Annotated in this window: 27 protein-coding genes; all 27 read left to right on the top strand. The window is 63.7% G+C overall.

Annotated features, from left to right (window positions below):
- Positions 1 to 229 precede the first annotated feature (229 nt).
- The gene (locus G3O06_RS16870) at positions 230 to 2,737 is read left to right on the top strand and encodes a VapE domain-containing protein (protein ID WP_205816839.1); all 2,508 of its coding nucleotides are present in this window, start codon (positions 230 to 232) and stop codon (positions 2,735 to 2,737) included.
- A 220-nt stretch (positions 2,738 to 2,957) separates the two neighbouring features.
- Positions 2,958 to 3,731: a zinc finger-like domain-containing protein gene (locus G3O06_RS16865; protein WP_205816859.1), complete on the top strand. Its 774-nt coding sequence runs from the start codon at positions 2,958 to 2,960 to the stop codon at positions 3,729 to 3,731.
- Positions 3,732 to 3,978: 247 nt separating this feature from the next.
- A complete protein-coding gene (locus tag G3O06_RS16860; RefSeq protein ID WP_205816838.1) occupies positions 3,979 to 4,173 on the top strand; it encodes a hypothetical protein in 195 nt (64 codons plus the stop codon).
- A gap of 90 nt (positions 4,174 to 4,263) precedes the next feature.
- On the top strand, positions 4,264 to 4,794 hold the full coding sequence (locus tag G3O06_RS16855) for a MarR family transcriptional regulator (protein WP_205816837.1): 531 nt from the start codon (positions 4,264 to 4,266) through the stop codon (positions 4,792 to 4,794).
- Positions 4,739 to 6,781 (top strand): terminase gpA endonuclease subunit, encoded by a 2,043-nt coding sequence (locus G3O06_RS16850; protein ID WP_346779534.1) that lies wholly within the window; start codon positions 4,739 to 4,741, stop codon positions 6,779 to 6,781. The genes G3O06_RS16855 and G3O06_RS16850 overlap by 56 nt, the downstream gene beginning before the upstream one ends.
- A 13-nt stretch (positions 6,782 to 6,794) precedes the next feature.
- Positions 6,795 to 7,001, top strand: a complete 207-nt coding sequence (locus tag G3O06_RS16845) for a hypothetical protein (protein ID WP_048248427.1) — start codon at positions 6,795 to 6,797, stop codon at positions 6,999 to 7,001.
- Positions 6,998 to 8,491 (top strand): phage portal protein, encoded by a 1,494-nt coding sequence (locus G3O06_RS16840; RefSeq protein WP_205816835.1) that lies wholly within the window; start codon positions 6,998 to 7,000, stop codon positions 8,489 to 8,491. Before G3O06_RS16845 ends, G3O06_RS16840 begins: the two co-directional genes overlap by 4 nt.
- Complete coding sequence (locus G3O06_RS16835) at positions 8,488 to 9,558, top strand: head maturation protease, ClpP-related (protein ID WP_205816834.1); 1,071 nt, start codon at positions 8,488 to 8,490, stop codon at positions 9,556 to 9,558. The genes G3O06_RS16840 and G3O06_RS16835 overlap by 4 nt, the downstream gene beginning before the upstream one ends.
- A 29-nt stretch (positions 9,559 to 9,587) precedes the next feature.
- Entirely contained in the window at positions 9,588 to 9,932 is a 345-nt protein-coding gene (locus G3O06_RS16830; protein ID WP_205816833.1) for a head decoration protein, read from the top strand.
- A 74-nt stretch (positions 9,933 to 10,006) separates the two neighbouring features.
- The gene (locus tag G3O06_RS16825) at positions 10,007 to 11,002 is read left to right on the top strand and encodes a major capsid protein (RefSeq protein WP_205816832.1); all 996 of its coding nucleotides are present in this window, start codon (positions 10,007 to 10,009) and stop codon (positions 11,000 to 11,002) included.
- A gap of 1 nt (position 11,003) precedes the next feature.
- Positions 11,004 to 11,291: a hypothetical protein gene (locus tag G3O06_RS16820; RefSeq protein WP_205816831.1), complete on the top strand. Its 288-nt coding sequence runs from the start codon at positions 11,004 to 11,006 to the stop codon at positions 11,289 to 11,291.
- 2 nt (positions 11,292 to 11,293) lie between these two features.
- Complete coding sequence (locus G3O06_RS16815) at positions 11,294 to 11,824, top strand: phage tail protein (protein WP_205816830.1); 531 nt, start codon at positions 11,294 to 11,296, stop codon at positions 11,822 to 11,824.
- Positions 11,814 to 12,338 carry a hypothetical protein gene (locus G3O06_RS16810; protein ID WP_205816829.1) on the top strand — a complete coding sequence of 175 codons (525 nt, stop codon included), beginning with the start codon at positions 11,814 to 11,816 and terminating at the stop codon, positions 12,336 to 12,338. Before G3O06_RS16815 ends, G3O06_RS16810 begins: the two co-directional genes overlap by 11 nt.
- 3 nt (positions 12,339 to 12,341) lie before the next feature.
- Positions 12,342 to 13,022: a phage baseplate assembly protein V gene (locus G3O06_RS16805; RefSeq protein WP_205816828.1), complete on the top strand. Its 681-nt coding sequence runs from the start codon at positions 12,342 to 12,344 to the stop codon at positions 13,020 to 13,022.
- Positions 13,023 to 13,082: 60 nt separating this feature from the next.
- On the top strand, positions 13,083 to 13,283 hold the full coding sequence (locus G3O06_RS16800; RefSeq protein ID WP_205816827.1) for a hypothetical protein: 201 nt from the start codon (positions 13,083 to 13,085) through the stop codon (positions 13,281 to 13,283).
- Complete coding sequence (locus G3O06_RS16795) at positions 13,283 to 13,618, top strand: GPW/gp25 family protein (RefSeq protein ID WP_205816826.1); 336 nt, start codon at positions 13,283 to 13,285, stop codon at positions 13,616 to 13,618. The genes G3O06_RS16800 and G3O06_RS16795 overlap by 1 nt, the downstream gene beginning before the upstream one ends.
- Positions 13,615 to 14,511 carry a baseplate J/gp47 family protein gene (locus tag G3O06_RS16790; protein ID WP_205816825.1) on the top strand — a complete coding sequence of 299 codons (897 nt, stop codon included), beginning with the start codon at positions 13,615 to 13,617 and terminating at the stop codon, positions 14,509 to 14,511. The genes G3O06_RS16795 and G3O06_RS16790 overlap by 4 nt, the downstream gene beginning before the upstream one ends.
- Complete coding sequence (locus G3O06_RS16785) at positions 14,501 to 15,079, top strand: phage tail protein I (protein WP_205816824.1); 579 nt, start codon at positions 14,501 to 14,503, stop codon at positions 15,077 to 15,079. Before G3O06_RS16790 ends, G3O06_RS16785 begins: the two co-directional genes overlap by 11 nt.
- The gene (locus G3O06_RS16780) at positions 15,067 to 17,052 is read left to right on the top strand and encodes a phage tail protein (RefSeq protein WP_205816823.1); all 1,986 of its coding nucleotides are present in this window, start codon (positions 15,067 to 15,069) and stop codon (positions 17,050 to 17,052) included. Before G3O06_RS16785 ends, G3O06_RS16780 begins: the two co-directional genes overlap by 13 nt.
- 186 nt (positions 17,053 to 17,238) lie before the next feature.
- A complete protein-coding gene (locus G3O06_RS16775; RefSeq protein ID WP_241020078.1) occupies positions 17,239 to 17,847 on the top strand; it encodes a tail fiber assembly protein in 609 nt (202 codons plus the stop codon).
- A gap of 74 nt (positions 17,848 to 17,921) precedes the next feature.
- Positions 17,922 to 19,091, top strand: a complete 1,170-nt coding sequence (locus G3O06_RS16770; protein WP_205816821.1) for a phage tail sheath family protein — start codon at positions 17,922 to 17,924, stop codon at positions 19,089 to 19,091.
- A gap of 9 nt (positions 19,092 to 19,100) precedes the next feature.
- Positions 19,101 to 19,604, top strand: a complete 504-nt coding sequence (locus G3O06_RS16765) for a phage major tail tube protein (protein ID WP_124616780.1) — start codon at positions 19,101 to 19,103, stop codon at positions 19,602 to 19,604.
- 97 nt (positions 19,605 to 19,701) lie between these two features.
- On the top strand, positions 19,702 to 20,004 hold the full coding sequence (locus G3O06_RS16760) for a phage tail assembly protein (protein ID WP_205816820.1): 303 nt from the start codon (positions 19,702 to 19,704) through the stop codon (positions 20,002 to 20,004).
- 80 nt (positions 20,005 to 20,084) lie between these two features.
- Positions 20,085 to 22,532, top strand: a complete 2,448-nt coding sequence (locus tag G3O06_RS16755; protein WP_205816819.1) for a phage tail tape measure protein — start codon at positions 20,085 to 20,087, stop codon at positions 22,530 to 22,532.
- Positions 22,533 to 22,542: 10 nt separating this feature from the next.
- A complete protein-coding gene (locus G3O06_RS16750) occupies positions 22,543 to 23,421 on the top strand; it encodes a phage tail protein (RefSeq protein WP_205816818.1) in 879 nt (292 codons plus the stop codon).
- Positions 23,396 to 23,602 carry a tail protein X gene (locus G3O06_RS16745; protein WP_205816817.1) on the top strand — a complete coding sequence of 69 codons (207 nt, stop codon included), beginning with the start codon at positions 23,396 to 23,398 and terminating at the stop codon, positions 23,600 to 23,602. Before G3O06_RS16750 ends, G3O06_RS16745 begins: the two co-directional genes overlap by 26 nt.
- 9 nt (positions 23,603 to 23,611) lie before the next feature.
- Positions 23,612 to 24,661 carry a contractile injection system protein, VgrG/Pvc8 family gene (locus G3O06_RS16740; RefSeq protein WP_124647115.1) on the top strand — a complete coding sequence of 350 codons (1,050 nt, stop codon included), beginning with the start codon at positions 23,612 to 23,614 and terminating at the stop codon, positions 24,659 to 24,661.
- Positions 24,662 to 24,679 lie beyond the last annotated feature (18 nt).

Raw genomic sequence — 24,679 nt, 5'->3', positions numbered from 1 at the left:
GTAGCGCGTTGCGACGTGGCACATCGCAGTACAGCCGCTCGCCGAGTGGACGGCAGTCCTATGCAGCCGGGCGGGGCGCGTGGCGCAGCTTCTCTCACAAGGTCGCACGCGACCGCCGCCTCGCCGAGCTGGATCTGGCCCGACGTGCGAGCTAACAGGGCGTAGCTCAACGAATTGTGATCTGGCCGCGACATGCGGCCAAAGTGACTTTGATAGAGGAATTTTTCATATGGCGACACTGGACCAGATCATTCAGCAATTGCGCGCGGCGGGGCATCCCGACTTGCCCGCCGGCCATCCGGTAGCGGACGGCAAACATCATCGGTATGGGCCGCGCAAGAAATACTGGTATCAGCTTCGTGAGGTTGTGAGCAAGGGCGCAGTGATCGGCTACGGCGGTACGTTCGGCCACTTCGCGGGCGACGATCCCGGCACCGAGCGCTTCGAGTGGAGCGGCGCACCCATGAGCGAGGAAGTGCTCGCGGAGACGCGTCGACGGCAGGAGGCGGCCGAGCGCGAGCAGGCCGAACGTGATGCACGACAGGCGCAGCTCGCCGCGAACCGCGCGCGCGATCAGTGGAACCGTGCAGCCGAGCATGGCGAATCCGCGTACCTGGGCCGCAAGCGCATCACGGCCGAAGGCGTGCGCTTCGACGCTGACGGCACGATCTTCGTGCCGATGTATCAGTATGGCGACGACGCCCGTCTCGTCGGCCTGCAGAAGATCACGCCGGACGGCGCGAAGCGCTTCAACAAGGGCATGCAGAAGAAGGGCGCAGCGTACTTGCTCGGTGACATCGAGCCGGACGACAAGATGGTCATGGTGGCCGAAGGTTATGCGACCGCCCGTTCCATTCGCATGGCAACACGCCGAGCATTTGCGTTGTCCGTGTGCTTCGACGCCGGTGGAATCCTGCCGACAGTGCAGTATCTGCGCGCGGCATATCCGGACGTACACATTCTTGTTTGTGCCGACGACGACTGGAAGATCGAGCAGCGCATGCGTGATTGGCTCGCCGACGAATTCGCTTTCCGTGGCGAGCTGGTGTTTGGTGCCGACCCGGTGCGGATCGAGGCGAAGAATACGTGGTACATGATTGCCGTGTCGCGACGTCGTGACGACAACGGCGTTCCGTACGTCGAAGTGAGCTACGGCAACGACGTGATGCCGCAGCGCCGTAAGCGGTTCGAGAACACGGGCCTGAAGCGCGCGTACGAGGCGGCAGCGACGGTCGGCGACGTCAGCGTCGTCTATCCGGTATTCGCGAATCGCGGCGAGCGCAAGCTGACCGATTTCAACGACCTGCACGTCGAAGAGAGTTTCGAAGCTGTCGAGGCGCAGGTGCAGTCGGCAATCTTGCGCGTCATCGCGCCAGCGAACGAAGAGATCCGGCCGGCGACGGTCGACGTGTCGACCGCGGACGTCACGCCGTCGAAACCTGTCGCGACGTCCGCTGCCGCAAAACAGCCGGAATGGGATGGCCGCGAGGCAGAGAACGGCGCACACACGTGGGAGCAGGATCTGGCGCGGTCGGATAAGGGCACGCTGCTGCCGACGCTCGGCAACGTGCACATGATCCTGTCGAATCACAAGGCATGGCAGGGCGTTATCGAGCAGGACGATTTCGGTGGCCGCGTGATGAAGCGCAAAGCGCCGCCGTTCGTGCAAGGTGTGAAGGGCGAGTGGACCGACATGGACGACCAGCGCTGCGCGCTCTGGTTGTCGCAGCGATACGGCCTCTCGGTGCGTACCGATGTCGTAATGAACGCGGTCCTGCTGGTGGCGGACGCGACCCACTTCCATGACGTGCGTGAATACCTCGAAGGGCTGAAATGGGACGGCGTGTCGCGCGTGCGATCGATGCCGTCGACATACCTGCGCGTGGCCGACAGCGACTATGTGCAACTCGCGTTCATGAAGTGGATGATCGCGGCCGTCGCGCGCGTGATGGAGCCGGGCTGCAAGGTCGACAACGTCCTGATTCTCGAAGGCAAGCAGGGGCACCGCAAATCGACGGCGCTGAAGGTGCTGGCCGGCGCTCCGTGGTTCACCGACACGCCGATTCAGATCGGGAACAAGGATACGTATGCGGTGCTGGCCGGCAAGTGGGTGATCGAGCTGGCCGAACTGGACTCGTTGAACAAGGCCGACTCGTCGGCGGTGAAGAGCTTCTTCGCGACGGCCGTCGACCGCTTCCGCAACTTCTACGGCAAGCGTGCGACCGACGTCCCGCGTCAGTGCGTGTTCGCGGGTTCCGTCAACTTCGACACGTACCTGAAGGACGAGTCGGGCAACCGGCGCTACTGGCCGCTGCGTGTCGGTGGTCTGGTCGACATCGACGGCATTGTGGCCGTTCGTGAACAGCTTTGGGCGGAAGCCGTGCATCTGTACCGCTCGGGCGTCGTGTGGCACGTAGAAGAGCATGAGCGCCCGCTGTTCGAGATCGAACAGGCGGAGCGATACGAAGGCGACGTGTACGAAGACAAGATCGCCAAGACCCTGGAATTCGTGTCGCGCACGACGATGGAAGAGATCCTCGCGGACATCCTGAAGCTCGATACGTCGAAGTGGACATTGGCGGAACAGCGCCGCATCGGCAAGGCGTTGAAGTCGCTCGGTTGGGTGCGCAAGCGTGAGTCGACCGGATCGCGCGGTTGGTACTACGTGAAGGAAGAGCAAGAGCTGGAAGCAGAACGCGAACTGGTCGCGGCGGGTGATGACGACAGTCCGCTTTGATCGCGTGGCGCGCTGTGCCTGCACGGTAAGCGCGCCACTTGCCCCGCCTTGGCGCGCTGCGGACGTCCCATGTCCCAATGTCCCAAGGCGCGGTCTCGGGCGCGGGTGCAGGGGCGCGACATGCGCGACGTGAGCGGCGCATGTCGCATGTCGCAGGCGCGCACCCCTGCAAGCCTTATCCCTTGGGACATTAGGACATTAGGACGAATAGGAGAGAGTGATGATCGATTTGAAAGAGCGGGTAGGCGTTGCTGTGAGCGTTCGTGGTCAGTTCACCGACCCGATTGCCGATCCTAAAGTTACTTTGGGCGCGCTCGCCTTTGCGAACGATCTCGGTAGCTCGCTTGCCCGAATCAAGGCCGGGCCGCTGCCGACGCCTGCAATGATTCGACGTGCAACGTTGCTGTTGGCGCAGATGATCCGGACGTCGGGCCGTTTCAAGCGTGCGCGGTTCACGGGCCTTTCACGCGACGAGCGTCGCGAACAACGTGCGGGGCATGCTGTCGAGCGATCGAAGGTCGACATCGTCGAGCGGTTCGCGCTGCGGTTGCTGGACGAGTGGGTGAACGACCAGTGTGTCGAGTGCGAGGGGCGGGGCGTCGTGCGCCGTGCGCGTCCCGTCACGACGTCGACGCGTGCGTGTGATGTATGCGGTGGCAGCGGGAAGGTGTGTATATCGGAGGAGCGCATCCCGTTCTTCGAAGGCCGTAACGGGCCGCTGGTCTTTCGGGAATACGAACCATGCGACGACTGCGGCGGGATGGGGCGGATCGCCGCGTCGCCGGTTTCGGATGCTAAGGGCCGGCACATCTGCCCCGACTGTTCCGGTTCGGGTAAGCGGCAGGTCGACGACGCTGGCCGTGCGCACGCGCTCGGCGTATCGCTCGACGAGTATCGGCGGAACTGGTCGTGGCGCTTTCACGACATGCTCGCGTTGCTGGATACGGTAGATGGATCGGTGTACGACACATTGCGTCGGCAATTGCGAGGATGAAACGTATTCCATTTCAAGAGCGGATCGCTTACACTCTGCACATCCTTTACCGCGTCACTGGATACGTGAGCGACCGCACACTCGTGTCGCAACAATCGCCCGACAGGCGTACTGAATCGCGGGAGCGCCGCGACCAACAACGATAACTGTCAGTCGGGATCTGTTGGGAGGGCGCACGCCCTTACGAAATGAATATCGAAGCCCTGAGTGCGAAAGCTCTCAGGGCTTTTTGCATTGGGGCGCTGAAATGCGAATCGAGTCGACGAGCGCCGGGCCGAGCGAGGTCTGGTCGACGTGGGATGAAGATCGAAGCATGGGGCGCGTCACCGCGCGGTGCTTCGTGTTTGACGATGCGATGGACCGTGTCGTGTGGGCGATGGACCGCGCGGGCGACGGCGCGAGTGCCGATGTCGCGATCGGGGCGGGTCTGCCCACTTTTTGAGCGGGCGGGGACCCTACGGGCATCGCCATACGCGGGGGCTCGCACCCGCGCTTTTTCTCTACTGGCGAGTTTCCATAGGGGGTCATATTCATGCCGACTCAGCAGCAGATCGCCGACCATCTCGACCTTGATCAGTCGGCCGTTTCGCGGTTCGTCGACAAGGTCCGGCTCGATTACCGTGCGGTGTCGATCGACGAGATCCGCGTCGCCTACATTCGGCACTTGCGTGAGGTCGCGGCCGGCCGCTCCAGCGAGACCGGGATCGATCTCGTCGCCGAGCGGGCGATGACGGAGCGCGTCGATCGCGAGATCAAGCTGTTGACGCTGGCCGAGAAGAAGGGGCAGCTCGTCAATGCGGCGCAGCTCGAACAGGCGTACGGCCTGATGGTCGGCGCATTTCAAACCGAACTGCTGTCGCTGTCCGACAAGCTGGTGCTGGAGCTGCAGACGCTATACGGCGTCGAGGTTGACGTCGAATGGTTGAACGAGCACATATATGGATGCCTTGAGCAGCTTTCTGAATACGACCCAGACAGTCCGCGCGGTGATTCGCCGGATCGCGACGATGCTGCGCCCGCCGGAGAAGATTGGGACGACGGAATGGGCGCGCAAACGTCGTAGGTTGAGCGCCAAGGGATCGGCCAGTCCCGGCCGGTATAACCCGAATATCACGCCGTGGGTGTTCGGTATGCACGAAGCGCTCGACGATCCGACCGTGCAGAAGGTTGTGTGCATGAAGTCTGCGCAGGTTGCGTGGACCGATGGCGTCCTGTTGAACTACATCGGCAAGCGGATCGACGTCGACCCGTGTCCGATGATCATCATGTTCCCGAAAGAGAAGACGGCGAAGAAGTTCAACCTGGAGAAGTTTGAACCGATGGTCGAGGTGACGCCTCGCCTGTCGGCAAAACTGCCGGTTCACGCGGCCCGCGACAAAAACAACTTGTGGGATCACAAGACGTTCGCGCGGGGCTTCCTGAAGTTCATCACGTCGAACGCACCGGATGATGTGAAGTCGACGCCGGCCCCGGTCGTCGCGGTCGAGGAGCCGGACGACGCGAACACGAACGTGCGCGAGCAGGGTGATTCGATCACGCTGCTCGAAGAGCGGAACAAGAGCTATTCGGACCGGCGGCGCAAGATGATCTTGGGCGGCACGCCTACCGTCGACGGCCTGTCGCGCATTCAGCAGGGTTACGCGGCATCGGATCAGCGCGTGTATCTGGTGCCGTGCCCTGATTGTGACGAAGAGCATGAGCTGGCGTGGGAAAACGTCACCTGGAGCGAAGGCGCCGATGTCGCGCATGAGGTCTATGGCCGTGCGCAACCGGAGTCGGCCCGCTACACGTGCCCGCACTGCGGGTCGTTGTGGGATGACGCGACGCGCATCCGTGCTGTCCGTCGTGGTCGATGGGTTGCGACGGCACCGTTTCACGGTGTTGCCGGCTTCCGCATCAACGAGCTGGTATCGCCGTTCCCCGGCTCGAACATGGCGGCACTGGTCAAGAAGTGGCTGACGGCCGACAAGGCGTTGCGCGAGGGCGACGACACGAAGATGCGCTCGTTCGTGAACAACTCGCAGGGCCGGGCGTACAAATACAAGACGGATCTGCCCGAACTGGACGTGCTGGCGGAACGTGCGCTGCCATACGAGGAGCTGACGGTGCCGGTCGGCGGTCTGCTGTTGACGCTGGGCGTCGACGTGCAGCACGACCGGCTCGCGATCGTGCTGCGCGCGTGGGGGCGCGGAGAGGAAAGCTGGCTCGTCTTGTGGGGCGAGATTTACGGAAACGTGACGGAGCAGCAGCAAGACCCGATGACGGGCGGAGTATGGGGCGCGTTGACGATGCTGCTGTCGCACGCGTACCGGCATGAGAACGGCTGGCTGATGCGCGTACGTGCGATGTCGATCGACTCGTCGGACGGCGCAACGTCGGACGCGGTATATAAGTATGTGCGCGCGGCGCAGCAGGCCGGTTACAACGTGATGGCCGTCAAGGGCAGTAGCAACGTCGACGCGGAGATCTTCAGCGTACCGAAGGCGTCGATCGACTCGACGCGCAACAACAGCAAGGCGGCGAAGTATGGGCTGCGGCCGTATATGGTCGGCGTGAGCCGTGCGAAGGATCTGATCCTCGAAAACCGCCTGAAACTCGAAGGCGACGGACCGGGCCGCATGCACTGGTATAGCGGCGTGCGCGGCGACTACCTGTCGCAGCTCACCGCAGAGGTAAAGGTGCCGGGGCCGCGTGGTGGTAAGCGCGTATGGAAGAAGGTCAGCCCGAGAAACGAGGCGCTGGACTGCGAAGGGTACGCGTTGCACGCGGCCCGCAGCGTGAAGGTGCACCTGATGACCGAGGCGCACTGGCAGGTCGAGCAGCATCGTGCGTCGCAGGTCTCGCTGTTCGATGCGGTTCCGGTGCTGGAGGCTTTGCCTTCGGCGCTGCCTGTCGAGGTGCCGCCCGAACCTCCGGACGTGCCCGAGGTTGTCGAGATTCCGCGGCCGTCGCCGCCTACAGTAAAACCCGCCGAAACCCCGCCACTGAGCGGGGTTTCGCGCATTCAGGGACGTCGTGTTGCTCGGTCGACGTACCTGAAGCGCCGCTAAACGAGGGAATCGCATGGCATACACAAAGCAGGATCTGGAGCGCATCCAGTCGGCAATCGCGAAGGGTGAGCTGGAAGTCCAGTATGCCGACCGGCGAGTGAAGTATCGCTCGATTGGCGAACTGCGCGAAGCGCGCACCGAGATCATTCGCGCTCTGAACGGCGCGGCCGGACGCTCGTCGATTGTCCGGATTCGTCACGCCGGCAAGGGGGTGCGATGAAACAAGGCTTTCCGTCACTCGCGCGGCGCGGATTCGTGGTGCCTACGCGGCTGAAGGCGGCGGCGTACGAGTCGGCGAGCACAACGGGCGCGCGGGCGAAGTCGTGGCGGGCGTCGAGCGCGGGACCGAATGCGGCTGCGGCGCAAAACCTGCCCCTGTTGCGGTCCCGTGCTCGCGACGCGATCCGCAACGATCCGTGGGCGAAAACGGCAATCGCGCGACTCGTATCGAACACGATCGGGAACGGTATTCAAGCGCACCCGCAGCATCCGACCGACGCGGTGCGCAAGCTGCAAAAGCAACTTTGGGAGGATAGCTGCGAGGAGATCGACGCGGACGATCTGTTCGACATGGGGGGCGTGCAGACACTCGCTGCGCGTGCGTTCTTCGGCGACGGCGAGGTGCTGGTGCGTCGCCAGTTGCGCAACCCGAGCGAGGGCTTGGCGGTTCCGATGCAGATCCGGCTTATCGAAGGCGATCTGCTGCCGATGGAGAAGAACGAGATCGTGCCGGGCGGTGGCGAGATCATCAACGGCGTCGAGTTCAACGCGGACGGCCGACGTGTCGCGTATCACTTGTTGCAGCGTCATCCCGGCGAGTACGGGCGTGCATCGACGTCGAGCATGCAGACAGTGCGGGTGCCGGCCGGCGAGATCGCGCACGTTTTCCTCGCGCTGCGGCCCGGCCAGGTGCGCGGGGTTCCCGAGCTGTCGACCGTGCTGCTGCGGCTCAAGTCGCTGGATAACTTCGACGACGCGGTGCTGTTCCGGCAGGAGGTCAGCAACCTCTTCGCGGGGTTCATCACGAAGCCGCCGGCCGAGCCGGGGTTTCCGGGTGACCCGGTGACGGGCGGCGAAATGCAATACGACGTCGACGGCTTCTCGCCGGTGGTGTCGCTCGAACCGGGGAGCATGCAGGAACTGGCTCCGGGTGAAAGCGTTACGTTTGCAGAGCCGCCGGGCGCAGGGACCGACTACGGCCCGTTTATGCGTCAGCAACTGATGGCCGCTGCGGCATCGGTCGGCATGCCGTACGAAGTGATGACCGGCGATCTGCGCGACGTGAGCGATCGCGTGCTGCGGGTGATCTTGAACGAGTTCCGGCGGTCGATCGAGCAGATCCAGTGGAACGTGTTCATTCATCAGTTTTGCCGGAAGGTCTGGCGCTGGTGGGTCGACGCGTGTGCGTTGTCCGGTGCGATGCCGATGCCGGACTACTACCGCCGACGTCGCGACTATCTGCGGGTGCGGTGGGTGCCGCAGGGCTGGCCGTATATCCATCCGGTGCAGGACGTCACGGCGAAGCGGATGGAGATCCGCTCCGGGCTGGCGAGCCGGACAGGTGCGGTGCTGTCGCGTGGTGACGATCCGGAGCAGGTCGACCGGGAGAACGCGGAAGATCTCGCGCGCGAGCGTCGGCTCGGGATTCGATATGACACGCTCGATCCGGTCGACGGGGCGGGCGATCTTTCTAATGGGGATGGCGAATGAAAGGGAAAAAGCGGTGGTGGGACATCCGCGCGCAGGCGAACGCGGCGGGCGGGAGCGAGGTCGAGATCCGGATTTACGGCGACATTGGATTCTGGGGCACCGATGCCGATCTGTTTGTCGCAAAGCTCGACGAGGTGGCGTCGACCGCGACATCGATCGTCGTCGCGATCAACTCGATGGGCGGTGACGTATTCGACGCGTTCGCGATCTACAACGCCGTGCGCCGGTATGCCGGCAAGGTGACGGGGCGCGTCGACGGTGTTGCGGCGTCGGCAGCTTCACTAATCCTGATGGCATGCGACACGATCGAGATGCCGTCGAACGCGAGGCTGATGATTCACAACCCGCACACGGTCGCTGCCGGCGAGTCCGGGGATCTGCGCAAGCTCGCCGATCTGCTAGACAGTATGTCCGACAGCATGATGGCAGCCTATGTCGAGCGCAGCGGCCGGACCGAAGAGGAGGTCCGCGCGATCATGGATGCCGAAACGTGGCTTACGGCCGCGCAAGCGAAGGAACAAGGCTTCTGCGACGCGATTGTCGATCCGATCCGCATCGCTGCGTATGCGGGCGCAGCGCGGCTCGCTGCACGTTATGCAGCGGTGCCCGCCGAAATCGTCGCCGTACTGGAGGGCGATTGCGAGGTGCCGCCGGTCAATCCACCTGCCGATCCCTCGCCGCAGTCACCGCCGCCGGTAGCGCCGGACGTCACGGCGCTGGCGTCGCATGTGTACGCGTCGTGTCGTGATGCGCGGATCGAGCACTGCGCCGAAGGCATTGTGCTGGCGACCGGCCTGCGTGATCGCGTGACTGTCGATGCGGCTATCCGCAGCGCACAGGACATCGCCGGTATCTGTCTGGCCGCGAGCTTGACCGAGCTGACGGCCGGCTTCGTGGCAGACGGACTGAGCGCAGATCAGGTCCGCGCGCGGCTGTTCGAGCGCGTGACGGCTTCGCAGAAGCCGATCAACCATCGTGCTGCCCCGGTTGCGTCGGAAGACGCGCCCGTGGTCGCGAAAGCGCCGCGTGCGGCGTCCATCTACGCGGCTCGCAAGAGCGGCAAGTAACTTTGACGTAACCCGAGGAGGGGAAACATATGTCGAACTGGAAGGTACAGGCAAATCTCCCGGCCGAATTTCTCGTGTCGGAGGGTAACGGGCAGATCTCGCGCGAGCAGATCATCGTGAAGGCCGGTGCGGCGCTGCCGTCTGGCCAGGTGCTCGGTGTGACGAGTACCGGCGAATATGCGCCGTACGACAACAAGGCGAATGACGGTTCCGAAGTCGCGGCCGCAGTGCTCTACGCGCCGCTGGTGGCGTCCGAAGCGTCGCGCCCGGCAACGGGGATCGTCCGGCTCGCGGAAGTCGCTGGCGGGCTGCTCACGGGCCTCGACACGGCCGGTCGTGGCGATCTCGCCGAGCGACACGTGATCGTCCGCTGATCACCACGCACCCCATTCAAGGCCACGCAGACCGCGTGGCCTTTTTTTGTATCCATTTTCATGTCGGAGGTTGTATGGCGGATATCGCCCTGTTTCAAGACGACGCGTTCTCGCTGTCGTCCCTGAGTGCTGCGATCAACGAGCAGCCGTATGTTCCCGGCCGGATCGGCACGCTCGGGCTGTTCGAAGAGGACGGCATCACCACGACGACGATCCAGATCGAGCGCGACGGCGACACGCTCGCACTCGTAGCGGCGGGCGAGCGTGGATCGCCGGCCGCCGTCGTCGGTGGCAGCAAGCGCGGCATGGTTCCGATCAACGCCGTGCACCTGCCTCAGCGTGCGGTGATCAAGGCGGACGAGATCCAGAACCTGCGCGCGTTCGGTTCCGAGACCGAGCTGGAAGCGCTGCAAACCGTCGTGAATCGCCGGCTCGCGAAGATGCGTCGCCAGCTCGACGCGACGCACGAATTCCATCGCATCGGCGCGATCAAGGGCATGGTGCTGGACGCGGACGGCAAGCGCGTGCTGATCGACCTGTGGAAGTACTTCGACATTGACCAGACGGTGATTCCGTTCGAGCTGGGCAAGACCGATACGGAGCTTCGCACGAAGTGTCTCGAAGTGCAGGACGCGATCGAAGATGCGCTCGGCGCGACGACGTACACGGGCGTACGCGCGCTCTGTGGCCGCACGTTCTGGAACAAGCTGATCAGTGCGAAGTCGGTCAAGGAGACGTATCTGGCGTCCGTGATGGCGGCGCAACTGCGCGGCGACGCGCGCGACGCGTTCGACTTCGGCGGAATCACGTTCGAGCGCTATCGTGGCCGCGTCGGTGACATCGGCTATGTGGCCGACGACGAGGCGCACGCGGTTCCGGAAGGTGTTCCGGATCTCTTCATCTCACGCTTCGCGCCGGCCGACTACGTCGAGTCGGTGAACACGACGGGCATTCCGTACTACGCGAAGCAGGAACTGATGCAGTTCGGCAAGGGTATCGAGATCGAGGCGCAGTCGAACCCGGTCCACATGTGCACGCGCCCGAAGGCACTGATTAAGCTGAAGGCGTGACATGGCGTTCCGGGATCTGATGGCCGATGTCGACACGGCCGTGAAGCGCGACCTGTCGGACGAGGTCAAGATCGACGGCAAGCCGCTGCAGGGCATGTTCAAGGCGCCGTGGCTCGGTCCGGATCTCGGAACGCAACGCACGCAGCTCGTTGCGCCGATCCTCGACATCACGGACGACGATGCGGCCCGCGTACGCGAAGGCAGCATCGTCGAGGCGGGTGGCGAGCGGTTCCGTGTGCTCGACATGCGCCCGGCCGGCACTGGCTGGACGATCCTGATTCTGAGGTGACGATGGATCTGCTGAGAATCGAGATCGACGTAAAGAAGGCGCTCGAAGTGCTCGCGGGCCTGCCGCCTGCAGCAATGCAGGCGGCATGGCGTCGGACGCTGCGCAAGACGGGGGCATGGATCAGGAGCCAGACCGCGAAGGAGGTCGGCAACGCGACGGGCATCCAGCAGAAGCTGCTGCGGCAGCGCATGTACTTCTTCATGCGGTCGGCCGATACCGGGAAGGTGTGGCTCGGGTTGAATCCGATCGAGGCGCACCGGCTCGGCGCGGTTCGGCGCACGAAGCAGGGCATCCGGGCCGGCAAATCGCTGTTCGAGAGCGCGTGGCGCAAGACGACGCGTCAGCCGGACGGGCCGATCTATCGGCGAACCGGGAAGGCGCGAACGCCGTTCGAGGTCGTGACGGTCGAATGGTCGCAAACGGGCGACCCTGCGTTTCGACGAGCCGCCCGCGCGTGCGAAGCGCGACTGATGACGGTGCTGCGGCAAGAGGTCAACTATGAACTGCAAAAGGCGATGAACCGTGCTCGATAACCTGAAACAACTGCACGACGGCATCGAGGCCGGCCTGCGCGAGCGGCTGCCGGATCTGGAACGCATCCACGCGTATCCGAAGATCGGCAAGGCGATCGACACGCCGTTCGTTGCGATCGAGCTGTCGGAGCTGGAGCCGGGGCACGATGACGGAACGGGGCGAGTGCCGCTGGTTGCGCGTATGCAGGCCCGCGTGATCGTCGACCCGTTGGTCGAGGATGCCGACGTCCAGGTGCGCGAGCTGTCCGCGCGTGTGCTGCAAAAAGTGCACGGCGCAACGTGGGGGCTGCCCGTCACGCCCGGCAAGCAGGTCGGGTCTGCCGGTGAAGATCCGTTCCGGCCCGAGCTGGACACGTATCTCGTTTGGCTCGTCGAGTGGGTGCACGAATTTGACCTGGGCGACGCGTACGAGCCGCCGACGAAGGGGCGCGCGGTGTTGTGGGGCGTCGACCCGGAGACGGGGCCGGGGCGCGAAGACCGTTACTGGAATCCGGCGGATCACAGAGGAGGGTGACGTGTGAGCGACTTCGAGCTTGGCGAGATGGATCGCCGCATGGCTTGTCTGACGCAGTCGGCTATCGTCGAGGCGGTCACGTACGATCCGCCGCGCGTGAAGGTCCGCATTGGCGATTGGGTCAGCGACTGGTTGAAGTGGCAGGCCGGTGCCGCCGGCAAGGTTCGGCAGTGGCGTCCGCCGTCCGTCGACGAAGAGGTCGCGCTATGGGCACCTTCCGGGGATCTGGCGGGCGCGTTCGTTGCGCCCGGTTACTACACGGTGCAGCACGGCGGCTCGGGTCGGTCGAGTCCGGACGAAACTGCGACCGATTACCCGGACGGTGCGTTCGAGCAGTACAACCACGCGAGCCATGAATACGTGCTGTCGGTGCCGTCCAGCGGCCGGATCGTGTTTCGCATCGGCGGCACTGAGTTCGAGCTGAAGGCGGACGGTGCGACGCTGCGCAGCGCGAAGCTGCTGGCGGATGTTCCGGACTCGACGTTCACAGGCAACACGACGACTGAGCAAATGCTCACGTTCAACGGCGGTATGCAGGGCAAGCCGGGCGAGGGCGGTGGTGTCGCGATGAAGATCGCGGGAAGTGCGGAATATACCGGTGACGTCACGGCCAGCGGTAAGTCGCTCACCAAGCATCAACACCGTGAACAAGGCGACGGCGAGCTGGTCAGCCCGCCAGTGTGAACCTATCAAAGTAACTTTGGACCCCGCCCGGTGCGGGGTTTTTCGTTTGTGGGGGTGGTTATGGCGAAAGACGCACAGCAAGGCGGGGCGGTAGCACCCGTGACGTACATCGATACCGAGTTCCGCAGTCGCGTGATCGTGTTTCCGGATGGCTCTTACGTCGCGGTGTTGGCGGGCAAGGCGACCGTAACGGAGTCGGCACACATCCGATACATGGACGGCCGCGCAGACTTCAGGCGCATTGACGTGAAGGTGATCTGATGGTCGCGCTGGTCGGTATGTGTCGCCGTACGGGCCGACTGATCGGCGGACTCGATCATCTCGTGCAGAGCATCGCGGACATTCTCAGCACGCGCAAGGGAACCCGTCGCGAGCGGCCCGACTACGGCTCCGATCTCCCGGCGATGATCGACCTGCCCGTGACGCGCGGGTGGATATCGGCGGCACAGGCTGAAGCCGCGCGAGCGATCGGGCGGTGGGAGCCGCGTATCGCGCTGGATCGTGTGAACGCGCTGTCGGTCGTGGACGGCAAAGTAACTTTTCGAATCGCCGGACGCTACAGCGGCGATGACGTTGTATTCGAGGTGACGATATGACAGTGATCGATTTGTCGGCGCTTGATCCGCCGGACCTCGTCGAAGCGCTCGACTTCGAGGAGCTGTACCAGCGCAAGCTGGAGCACTTCAAGCGCATCTATCCGGACTGGACGGCGGCACTGGAATCCGATCCGGTCGTCAAGCTGCTGGAGCTGGCTGCATACGAGGATGTCCGGTTTCGGGCGCGCGTCAACGATGCGGGCCGAGCTGTGTTGCTGGCCTATGCAACGGGCGCGGATCTTGAACACCTTGCGGCGCTCTGGAACCTGAAGAAAGAGATCGTGGACCCCGGCGATCCGGAGGCGCACCCGCCGATTCCGGTCACGTACGAGCGCGACGAGCGGCTGCGGTTGCGGACGCAGATGGGGATCGAGCGCGCTTCGACGGCGGGTCCGTTCGGCGCGTATCGATCGCTTGCGATGGACGCGTCTGCGGATGTCGCTGACGTGCGCGTCGACCGGCCGGAGGGCGGTGTCGTGCGCGTTGTAGTGAAGTCGTACTCGAACAGTGGCGTCGCAAGCGCTGCGCTGCTCGATACGGTCCGCCGGGCGCTTTCTCCCGAGGATCGTCGACCCCTCAATGACACGCTGCACGTAGTGCCGGCACGGCCGGTCGAGTACACGATCGTCGCTGACGTGTACATCGGGCGCGGACCAGATCCGGGCGTCGTGCTCGCCGCGCGACGGCAGGATCTCGATATCGCGGTCGCTGCGGGCGAAGCCCTGCGGGTTGGTATGCCCCGGTCGGCCGTAACAGGGGCGCTGCATCCCAAAGCGTCGGGTGTCGTGCGGGTCGACCTGAAGGCCCCGGTGGCGGACGTCGTGTGCGCGATCGACCAGTTCGCGCGGTGCACATCGATTGTGCTGAATCCGAAGGTGAACGATGACGACTGAAGCGCTGTTGCCGACGAACCAGACGATTCTGGAGGCGGCGCTCGCGCAGGTAATGCGGCCGACCGTTGACCCGGATGTGATTCGTACGCTGTGGGATGCGGATCGCTGTCCGGCTGCGTTCCTGCCGTGGCTCGCGTGGTCACTCGCGGTCGACGGATGGGAGCTGGCGGAGTCCGAAGAGGCGCGACGCGAGCTGATCAAGTCGTCTCTGGCGATCTATCAAAAGAAGGGCACGCCATGGGCGATCCGCGAGATCGTTCGCCGTCTCGGGTTTGGCGAGGTCGACATTCAGGAGGCGCGGCAGATCAAGCGGCGCGACGGCTCGGCGAAGCGCGACGGTCGATATCTGCACGGCGGGTCGACTGCTTGGGCCGAGTACATCGTGAAGCTACGGCAACCGGTGACGCGAGATCAGGGCGAGAACCTGAAGCGGGCGATCGAGCGCTACGCGCCGGCTCGTAGCCGGCTCGCTTGGCTCGATTTTTCTGAGGTTGCGATCCGACACAACGGTGTCGCGACGCGCAACGGTCAATTTACGCGAGGGGTGATCGGTACATGGCCAATCTGAAAGAAGAAAGTAAGTGGGAAGAGGGCGTCTATCAGTTCGAGACGTCGGACCCCGTGCAAGGCGGTCCCGATGGGATCGACAACATGCCGACAAAGCAACTTGCAAATCGAACAAGGCACCTGAAAGACCGGGCGGACGCCAACGACAAGCGGGTCGGGGATGTCAGTGCGCAGGTCGATGCACTCGGCAAGCGAACCGACGCGCTCGGTAGCGACAAGCTGCCGTACACGGGCGGTACGTTGAAGGGCGTGCTGATGGGGAAGGTCGGGGCAATCACGCCGAACAACGCCAACGGTGCGGGTTACGGGTTTGCCAACGATCCGGATACAGGCATGTTTTCGCCGAGCGATGGATATCTGCAGATCGGCGCACAGGGTGTTTCGCACCTGGAGATTCAGGGCAATAACTGCTTTGTCGGACCGGCCGCCGCGAGTGGATGGCTTGCGCTCATTGCAGGCGGTGCCGAGCGGATGCGTGTCACTCGCGAGGGGCGCGTGCTTTTCGGGACGACGTCGGACAATGGGCGTGACGGCATGCAGGTCGCGTACCGGGCGTCATTCGCGAACGGTGTCCGTTCGACCGGGATGGACCTCGACGGCACACTGGGAGGGCAGTATCGAGCTACGTCCGCGAACTACGGCGTCATGCTGCGCAACGACGATCGAGACTGTTACCTGCTCCAGACAAAGAAGGGCGACCCGCTCGGGCCATGGAATGACTACCGACCGATCTTGTGGAATCTCGATTCTGGATTCTTGCGGCTCGATGACACAGGAAGCGGAGCGTCTTTCGGTGGGTCAGTTGAAATGCGTGGCGACTTAAGGGTGAAGCCGGCATGGGGGGAGGGCCGAGTGTTTCTCGGTGCGAGTGACGGCTACTTCTACGCGAATGCAGACAATGCTGGGTGGTATTCGGCAACGAAAGGTTCGTTTCAGTATTTCTACAGCAATCGAACATTTCGCATCGATGGCGCACCGGTCTTTCACACAGGCAATCTGGCGCCGCTCGACTTGAACAACGGCGGGACCCTCAAAGGTGCGCTTTGGCTTGCTGCCGGTGCGCGGATTTTCCTGTCGGAAGGCACGCCGCAGAATCCATCGTTGGCGTTTGACAAGGACGGTGCCCCGGATACGGGTCTGTACCACATCGCTGACGGTGCGTTCGGTGTCACATGCAACGGGATCGTGACGGCTCGCTTCATCGAAAACAAGGGCACGATTTTCGATCGTCCGGTTCAGGTTCCGACGCCGGCCGCTGGTGACCGATCGAACAATGCTGCGTCGACGGCCTACGTCGTCGATGCCATTGCGTCGGCATCGATCGGGCAGATCATCTTCGAAGTGCGATCGAGTGTCCGGGCAGGCTGCTTGAAGCTGGACGGTGCGCTACTCAATCGAGCCGATTATCCGCAGCTCTGGGCATATGCGCAGGCGAGCGGTGCGCTCGCGACAGAGAAGGATTGGGCCGCTGGTTGGTGGGGGTGTTTCTCTACCGGTGACGGGGCGACGACGTTCCGCATTCCCGAATTTCGCGGCGAAGGTATCCGGTGTGCTGACGGCGGGCGAGGTGTGGATGCCGGTCGCGGTGTCGGCTCTTGGCAGGATAGCCAAAACCGATCGCACGCACACGGCGCATCGGCCGCTGCAGTAGGCGACCACTCGCACAGCGCGTGGACAGATGTGAGGGGCTATCACGGACACGGCGTGAACGATCCGGGGCATGACCATTCGATCCCCATTGCATCCGGCGGCGGATACATCGGTGAAATCAACTTGAACGGCGGCAGCCGTAGTGAAAAGCGAACCGGTGGCAGCGGCACCGGCATCTCGATTAACGGTGACGGTGCGCACGAGCACGGCGTCGGTATCGGTGGGGCTGGGAATCACTCGCACGCGATCAGCGTCGCGGCTGATGGCGGTGCGGAAGCACGTATGCGCAACGTCGCCGTGCTTGCCATGATCCGTGCATATTAATTCGAGGGGTAGTGCATGCTTTGCAACCAATATGACAGTTTGACGGGGCAGTACGTCGTGAGCTTTCTTGCCGATGTCGATCCGATGAATACGAGCCGCTATCTGGTTCCCGCGTTCTGTACGCTCGAACCGCTGCCCGAGCGTGGCCCGCGTACCTGGCCGTTCTGGCGTGACGAAAAATGGCAGATGCTGCCCGACTATCGCGGTGTTCGCCTCTATCGAACGGAGTCCGGCGCGGCCGCTGAGATTACCGTGGCCGGCGTGACACCCGATGACGCGGCGCTGACCGAAAAGCCGCGTCCTTCGGATGCTCACGTTTGGCGAGATGAGAAGTGGGTTGTCGACGAGAAGATCGTCGCAGACCGGGCGCGTGAGTCGGCGATGAATGACTTCTTTGCGCGGCTGGAAAAGGCTCGTCAGCAGAATCGCGGCAAATCGGACGCGCGGATGACGGGGCGGCTGTCGGATCTCGAAGAAGCGACGTTCGACGCGTGGGCCGACTATCAGGTCGCGCTGGTGAATGTTGTCGAGTCGCCGACATTCCCGGCGAAGATCGCGTGGCCGGCCGAACCCGATTCGGCCGTGATTCTCGCGAAGGTCGAGGCAGAGCGAGCGGCAAAGGCGGCACGTGAAGCCGAAGAGGCTGCGCAGCGCGAGGCTGCGCTGAAGCAAGCTGAAGCGGATCGCGCTGCAGCCGAGGCCGAAATGCAGCGTCGAGCTGAAGGCTCGGCCGCGTCCGACGTCGCTGTCGATTCGGAGCAGCCGAAGGCATCCGATACGCCCGCCAAAAAGTAACTTTGCCGACGCAGCACGCGTCGTTTCGTTTCAAGCCGCTCCGATGAGCGGCTTTTTTATTTCCGGAGATCCGCATGGCAGCGACTTCCTTTTTTCACGGCATCACGACGACGATCGTCGATAGCGGCCCGCGCACGATTGCGGTGCCGTCGTCGTCGGTGGTTGGCATGACCGATACCTATACGCCCGGCCCCGATCTGGCGCAGCCGAACGTACCGGTACAACTGACGAGCTATGGCGAGGCGGTTCGTGCGTTCGGCGAGACGAGCGCAATCGCGCGAGCCGCCCGAGCGATCTATGCGCAGAGCAGCGCGATCGTTGTCGCTGTTGGCGTGCCGGCAGCGGCCGACGCGGCGCAGCTCACATCGGCGATCATCGGCGGTGTATCGGCCGGCGGCGCACGAACTGGCATGCAGGCACTGCTCGACGCGAAGTCGCGCTTCAATGCGCAACCGCGGCTGCTGATCGCACCTGGGCACTCGTCGAAGCAACCTGTCGCAACGGCAGCCGATTCCCTCGCCGGCAAGCTGCGCGCTGTGGCCGTGATCGATGGTCCGAACGTCGACGACGAGGCAGCGATCGCGTACGCGAAGAATTTCGGCAGCAAGCGCCTGTACATGGTCGACCCCGGTGCGAAGGCATGGGACAACGCGACGAACGGCGAGATCTCGCTGTCGGCGTCGACGTACGCAGCGGGGCTGTTCTGTCAGACCGACGCGAAGATCGGCTTCTGGGCATCGCCGTCGAACAAGGAGATCGTCGAGATCACGGGTACGGGCCGGCCGATCGAGTACCTCGACGGCGACGAGACGTGTCGCGCGAACCTGCTCAACAACGCGAACATCACGACGATCATTCGCGACGGCGGGTTCCGCCTGTGGGGGAACCGCACGCTGTCGGCCGATCCGAAGTGGAAGTTTGTCACGCGCGTGCGCACGCTCGACATCGTCATGGATGCGGTGCAGGCCGGCCACAAGTGGGCGGTCGATCGCGGCATTACGTCGACGTACGTCAGCGACGTGACCGAGGGCCTGCAGGCGTTCATGCGCGACCTGAAGCGTCAGGGCGCCGTGATCAACTTCGAGGTCTATCCGGACCCGATGCTGAACACGGCGAGCCAGCTCGAAGACGGCAAGGTGTACTGGAACATCCGCTTCACGGATGTCCCGCCTGCCGAAAACCCGATTTTCCGCTTCGAGGTCACGAACCAGTGGCTGACCGAAGTGCTCGACAACCAGATCTAAGGGGCGGCGATGATTCCGGAAACTCTGTACAACTGCAATACGTTCGTTGATGGTCGTAGTTACGCGGGGCGTGCGACGAGCATGACGCCGCCGAAGCTGAAGATCAAGACGGATGACCACCGGGCGGGCGGGATGGACGCGCCAATCAAGGTCGATCAGGGGATGGAAGCGCTCGATGCGTCGTTCGCCATGTCGACGATGGAATACGAGGTGTTGCGCTTTTTCGGTCTGGTCGATCAAGGCGCGTTCAACGGCGTCTTCCGTGCGGTGTTCATGGACCGTAGCGGCAAGACGAAAAGCGTCGCTGTCTATCTGCGCGGCATGCTGTATGAAGTCGATCCGGGCGACTGGAAGCCCGGCGACAAGGTCGAAGCGAAATTCAGCGTGTCGTGCGACTACTACAAGCTGGAAGTCGCGGGGGCGATCGTGCACGAGATCGATATTCTCGCGTGCAAGCGCGTGATCAACGGTGTTGATCAGCTCGCCGAAGTTCGTAAGGGACTCGGCATGTAAGTGCCTCGCGTTCGTCATTCGACGGACACGCAGCAAAGCTACTTTATTCAATCAATGGCGAGCCGATGGCTCGCCATTTTTCATTTCAGGAATCGCAATGGAAAAGGTCACTGTCCCGCTCGTCTATCCGATCAAACTCAACGGCGTGGAGTGCGACAAATTCACGATGCGCCGGCCGAAGGTGCGTGACATGCGCGGTGCGCAGAAGCTCGCGCCGAACGATACCGAGCAACAGGAGCTGATCCTGTTCGCGACGCTTGCTGAAGTTGCGCCGGACGACATCGAAGAGATGGACATGGCCGATTACGAGCGCGTGCAGGACGCCTACTACTCCTTTCGATCCGTACGCAAGGGTGGACAGAAAGACGCTCAAAGCGCTGGCGAAGCGGCTGGTGCGTGAATACGGCATGTCGCCGACGTCCATCGACGAGATGACGATCGACGACATGCTCTGGTGGCTGACGGATTGAGGGGGCCGGGATGGCGAAAGACTTAGCGCTTGGCATCGTGATCGGCGGGGCCGTGTCGGCGACGTTCGGAAAGGCGATCGCCGACACGTCGTCGAAGATCGACGCGATGAAGAAGCGGGCGAACGACTCGCGGCTCTGGCAGCGGCAGGTCGGCGAGACGATGCGCCTGCAGGAAGAGTTCCGCCGGTTGCATTTGGCGGGCGACAGCGCGGCGGATGGCATCCGTCGCAAGCTCGAAAGCAATCTGAAGGCACTGAGAGACGCGGGCATCGAGGTCGGCCGGCTCGATCGCGCATACGCGCAGCTCGGCCGGACGGCTCGGGGGCTGGATCTGCAGGCGTCCGGCCGTGCGCGGCTGGCAGTCGGGCAAGAGGCCGGGCGTGGCGTGATCGGCGACGCGATGAAGCTAACGGCAGCCGTCGCGGTGCCGGCGACGATCTCGGCCAACTATCAGGCGATCATTCGCGACATCGCGATCAAGGCCGGCATCGCGCGCACGCAGGAAGAGGCGGCGATGGCCGCGCGTATTCGACGCGACGCTGGAGCGAACGGCATCGGTCGCAACGAGCTTGCCGACGCCGTGAACCAGATGGTTGCGGGCGGTATGGATCTCGGGAAGGCGCTCAACTTCGCGCCGCTGGTCGCGAAATTCTCGATCGGCCAAGGGGCGACGACGGTCGAGACCGCGAAGATGATCCAAGCGCTGCAGCAAAACGCGGAGATCGTCGACCCGCGCCAGATGTCGAAGGCGCTTGAAGCGATCGCGTATCTCGGCAAGGAAGGGTCGTTCGAGTCCGTCGACATGGCGCGGTGGTTCCCGGTGCTGCTCGCCGAAATGAAGAAGATCGGCATCACGGGGCAGGACTCGGTGACGCAGCTCGGAGCAATGCTCCAGGTGCAGATGAAGACAGCCGGCAGTTCCGACGAAGCGGCGAACAACCTGAAAAACTGGTTCTCGAAGATCGGTTCGGGCGAGACGGAACGCAACTATGAGAAGGCCGGCGTCGACTATCAGGCAAAGATGCGCGAGGCGATCGGCAAGGGCTGGTCGACGCTGGAGGCGTCATTTGTGCTCGCCCGCGCGTACATCGAGCGTGTCGACCCGGCCAAGGCGAAGCAGCTTGCGGCGGCGGCGAAGCAGTTCAATTCGGAGATGGACCCGGCCAAGCGTCAGACGCAGATGGCCGCGTTTGCCGACACGATGAAGACCGGCGACCTGTTCAACGACATGCAAGTCAAGGCGGCGCTGACGGCTTACATGCAGAACGCCGAGCTGTATTCGAACCTGAAGCGCAACGCGCAGCAGGCGAGCGGTGAGATCCAGAAGGACCTGGAGGACCGTCGCGAGACTTCCAAACAGGTTTGGAGTGAGGTCCGGCAGCAATGGGACGACGCGATGCGCAGCATCGGCGACGCTCTGCGTCCGATCACGGATCGCGTTGGCGAGGCTACGAAGGGGGCCGGGAGCGGTATCCAGTCCGCAGCGGATAGCGCTCCGAAGGCGACGGCTGCTGTCGTCGGCATTGCCGGCACGGCTCTCGCGGTGCGCGGAGCAAAGGCACTTTGGGGCATCGGGCGCGGCTTGTTCGATATCGCGCGGGGCACGCTGCTGGCGCGTGGTGGTGGTCGAGGGGCCGCAGGAAGGGCGGGGGCTGCTGGCGGGGCGGTCGGGCGTGCGTTGGATGCGCTCGGCGGGGCCGCTGGTGCCGCTGCCGGGGTGCAGCGCGTGTTCGTCGTGAACATGCCCGGCGGTGGCTTCGATGGTGGTGGGCTTGACGACCTGGGGGGTGGGGGGCGAGCCGCGCGTCGAGCTGCGCGTCGTGCGGCAGCTCGGGCGGGGCGAATCGGGAGGATCGGGCGGATCTTCAACGCGGGACGTGCTTTGTTCGGTCGAGTTGCGCCGTGGGCAGGGAAGCTGGCCATTGCGGGAACCGCGCTGAAGTTCGGCCTTGCGGCTCGCGATGCGTACGCCGTCGCGTCGAGCACCGATACGAACGAGAAGAAGGCGACTCGCTTTGCGGGTATCGCGGGCAGTCTCGCGGGTGGCGTGATCGGCGCGAAGGTCGGGGCGGCGATCGGAGCGCTCGGCGGCCCGATCGGATCGGCCGTCGTCGGCGTGCTTGGCGGGGCGCTCGGGACGTTCGTGGGCGACAAGGCATTGAGCGCCATCGCGAGTAAGTTTCTGGGCCAAAAGCCTGACGAGACGCCCGCGAACGCCGAAGCGGCAGCCAAGGCTGCGAAGGCTGCCGAGACTCCGGCGGCTGATGCCCGCTTTGGGCCGCGTATTGATCAGCAGAACACGTTCGCGCCGGTCTTCAACGTGAAGATCGAAGCGAGCGATACCGAGATGGCGAACAAATTTCTTGCGCAGGTCAGTCCGCAGTTGACGCGGATGATGGAGGAGCAACAGCGCAAGGCGAACAGTCGAACGGCAATGTTCGACTCTCCGCATATGTAAGGGAGGTGCTATGGACGTGATTCGACAGATCACGGGGGCGGCGACGCAGGCGGGGATCGCGACGGAGCGCGTGCGGCAGATGGTTCGAATATTCGATCGAAACCGCGCGGCGAGCATGGCGACGATCGACGTGCTGCAGCGTCTTGCGACCGGCAACCTGAGCAGCGCAGCCGAGCTGCTGACGGGCGCGACGAGCGCGCTGTCGGTGGCGTCGGATTTGTTTCCACAGGTCGGCGCTGTCTTGCGCAGCTTCAACGCGACGCAGGCGTCGATCGGCTCGATTCTGAAGGCCGTCGACGGATCGAATTTCCCCCTTGTGCGGGCTGCCGCCGACAGCGTGAAGTCTGCATTGGGTGGTGCGTGGAATCAGTTCAACGCGGCGGTCGGCCTGAAGGACTCGGCGGTGCTCGATGTGATCAAGTCGACGGGCGTCGGCTCGATGCTGTCGGGTCTCGTTGACGGAGCGTCGTCGAGCACGCCGCACCTGATGTCGATGACGACGGATGCCGGCGACGCATTCCACTTCAACCTGTCGACGGCCGCTCACGACAAGCTGCGGAGGGCGACGCGGTATCGCGTCGCGTCGCAGGAGCGTCTGAACCGTCAGGAGGCGCTGCAGGCCGTTAGCGAAGGGGGCGAGACGATCACGCTATCGGGCGTCGTGTTCCCGTCGCTCGGGGCCGGCACGAAGCAGATCACCCGGCTGCGAGCGATCGGCGGCCGGATGAAGCCAGTGCAGCTCACGACCGGCGACGGCGAAGTGCTCGGCCGCTGGTTGTTGCAGGCGATCGAAGAGGAGCAGGACGCGCTGCTCGCGGACGGCTTGCCGCGTAAGCAAACATTCTCGGTGGAGTTCGGCCGCTATGGCGAAGACTTTAAGAACGTCTGATGGTGACGTGCTCGACACGCTTTGCTATCGCTTCTACGGAACGCTGCAGGGCACCGTCGAGGCTGTCTATGAGGCGAATCCGGGGCTGGCGAATCGACCGCAGCCATTCCCGTCCGGCGTCGAGATCCTGATGCCGGATCTTGATGCGCCGCGTGTCGAATCGGTCCAGCTCTGGACATAGTGAGGTGCGATGGAAGCGATCTTTCAGGTCGTCGCGAACGGCTCGGACGTGACCAAGGTCATTCAGGATCGCGTGCTCGAGATTCGGGCGATCGACAAACCCGGTCTAGACGCAGATGAATGCACGATCACGCTCGACGATCGCGACGGCCGCATCGAGTTTCCTCCGAAGGGCGCGACGTTGAAGGTGTCGATCGGATGGGAGGGACAGGGGCTGTCGATGCTCGGCGAGTATGCCGTCGACGAGGTCGGTGTGCGTGGGCCGCCGGCCAGCGTCGTGATCAAAGGAAAGCCGGCGAACATGCGCGCGACGTCGAAAACGCAGCGAAACGGGAGCTGGTCGAATGCGAAGCTGGCCGACATCGTCGGCGACGTCGCGCGTCGTAACAAATGGTCGGCCGCGTGCGACGTCGACGTCGTCGTGCCGCGTATCGACCAGTTTGGCGAAAGCGATCTGCACTTCATAACGCGCGTTGCTCGCCTTTACGGTGCGACGGCGACGGTCAAGGCCGGCAAGCTGATCGTGCTGCCTCGCGGCGCTGGTAAGAGCGCGAGCGGCAAGCCGCTGCCGATCGTAACGCTCACGCCCGGCGATCTGCTCGACTACGACATCAACTTCCCGGATCGCGCGAGCTTTGCGGCCGTTCGCACGAAGGTGCACGACCGCAAGACGGGGAAGAAGATCGATCTGACGATCCCGAATCCGGATGCCCCGCCAGGTGCATCCGCGGTGCATACCGAACGGCATGCGTTCGCCAGTCCGGAAGCCGCGAAGGCCGGTGCGACGTCGCGACTTGCGACGCTCAACCGCCATACGTCGACGAGCCGGCTGACGATGCGCGGCCGCGCTGATCTGTCGGCGGAAAAGACGGTCGCGCTGAAGGGGTTCAAGACCGGTGTGGACGGCGAGTTTCTGATCGAGTCGGTCGAACACACGTTCGCGTCGCGCGGGTGGATCACGGTCGTCTCATTGAACGGAGGGAACAAGGGGAAGGCGAAGGTCGGGCACAAGAAGAAGTCGGGCAAGAAAATCACTCTGGTGGTGCCGGCGCCGCAGTAACGCGTCGCGCATTCTATT

It is taken from the genome of Burkholderia sp. Ac-20345 (genome assembly GCF_017104825.1).
Lineage (GTDB): Bacteria > Pseudomonadota > Gammaproteobacteria > Burkholderiales > Burkholderiaceae > Burkholderia > Burkholderia lata_B.
Note: the sequence above shows the minus strand (reverse complement) of the source record. Positions and strands in the feature narration are given on the sequence as shown.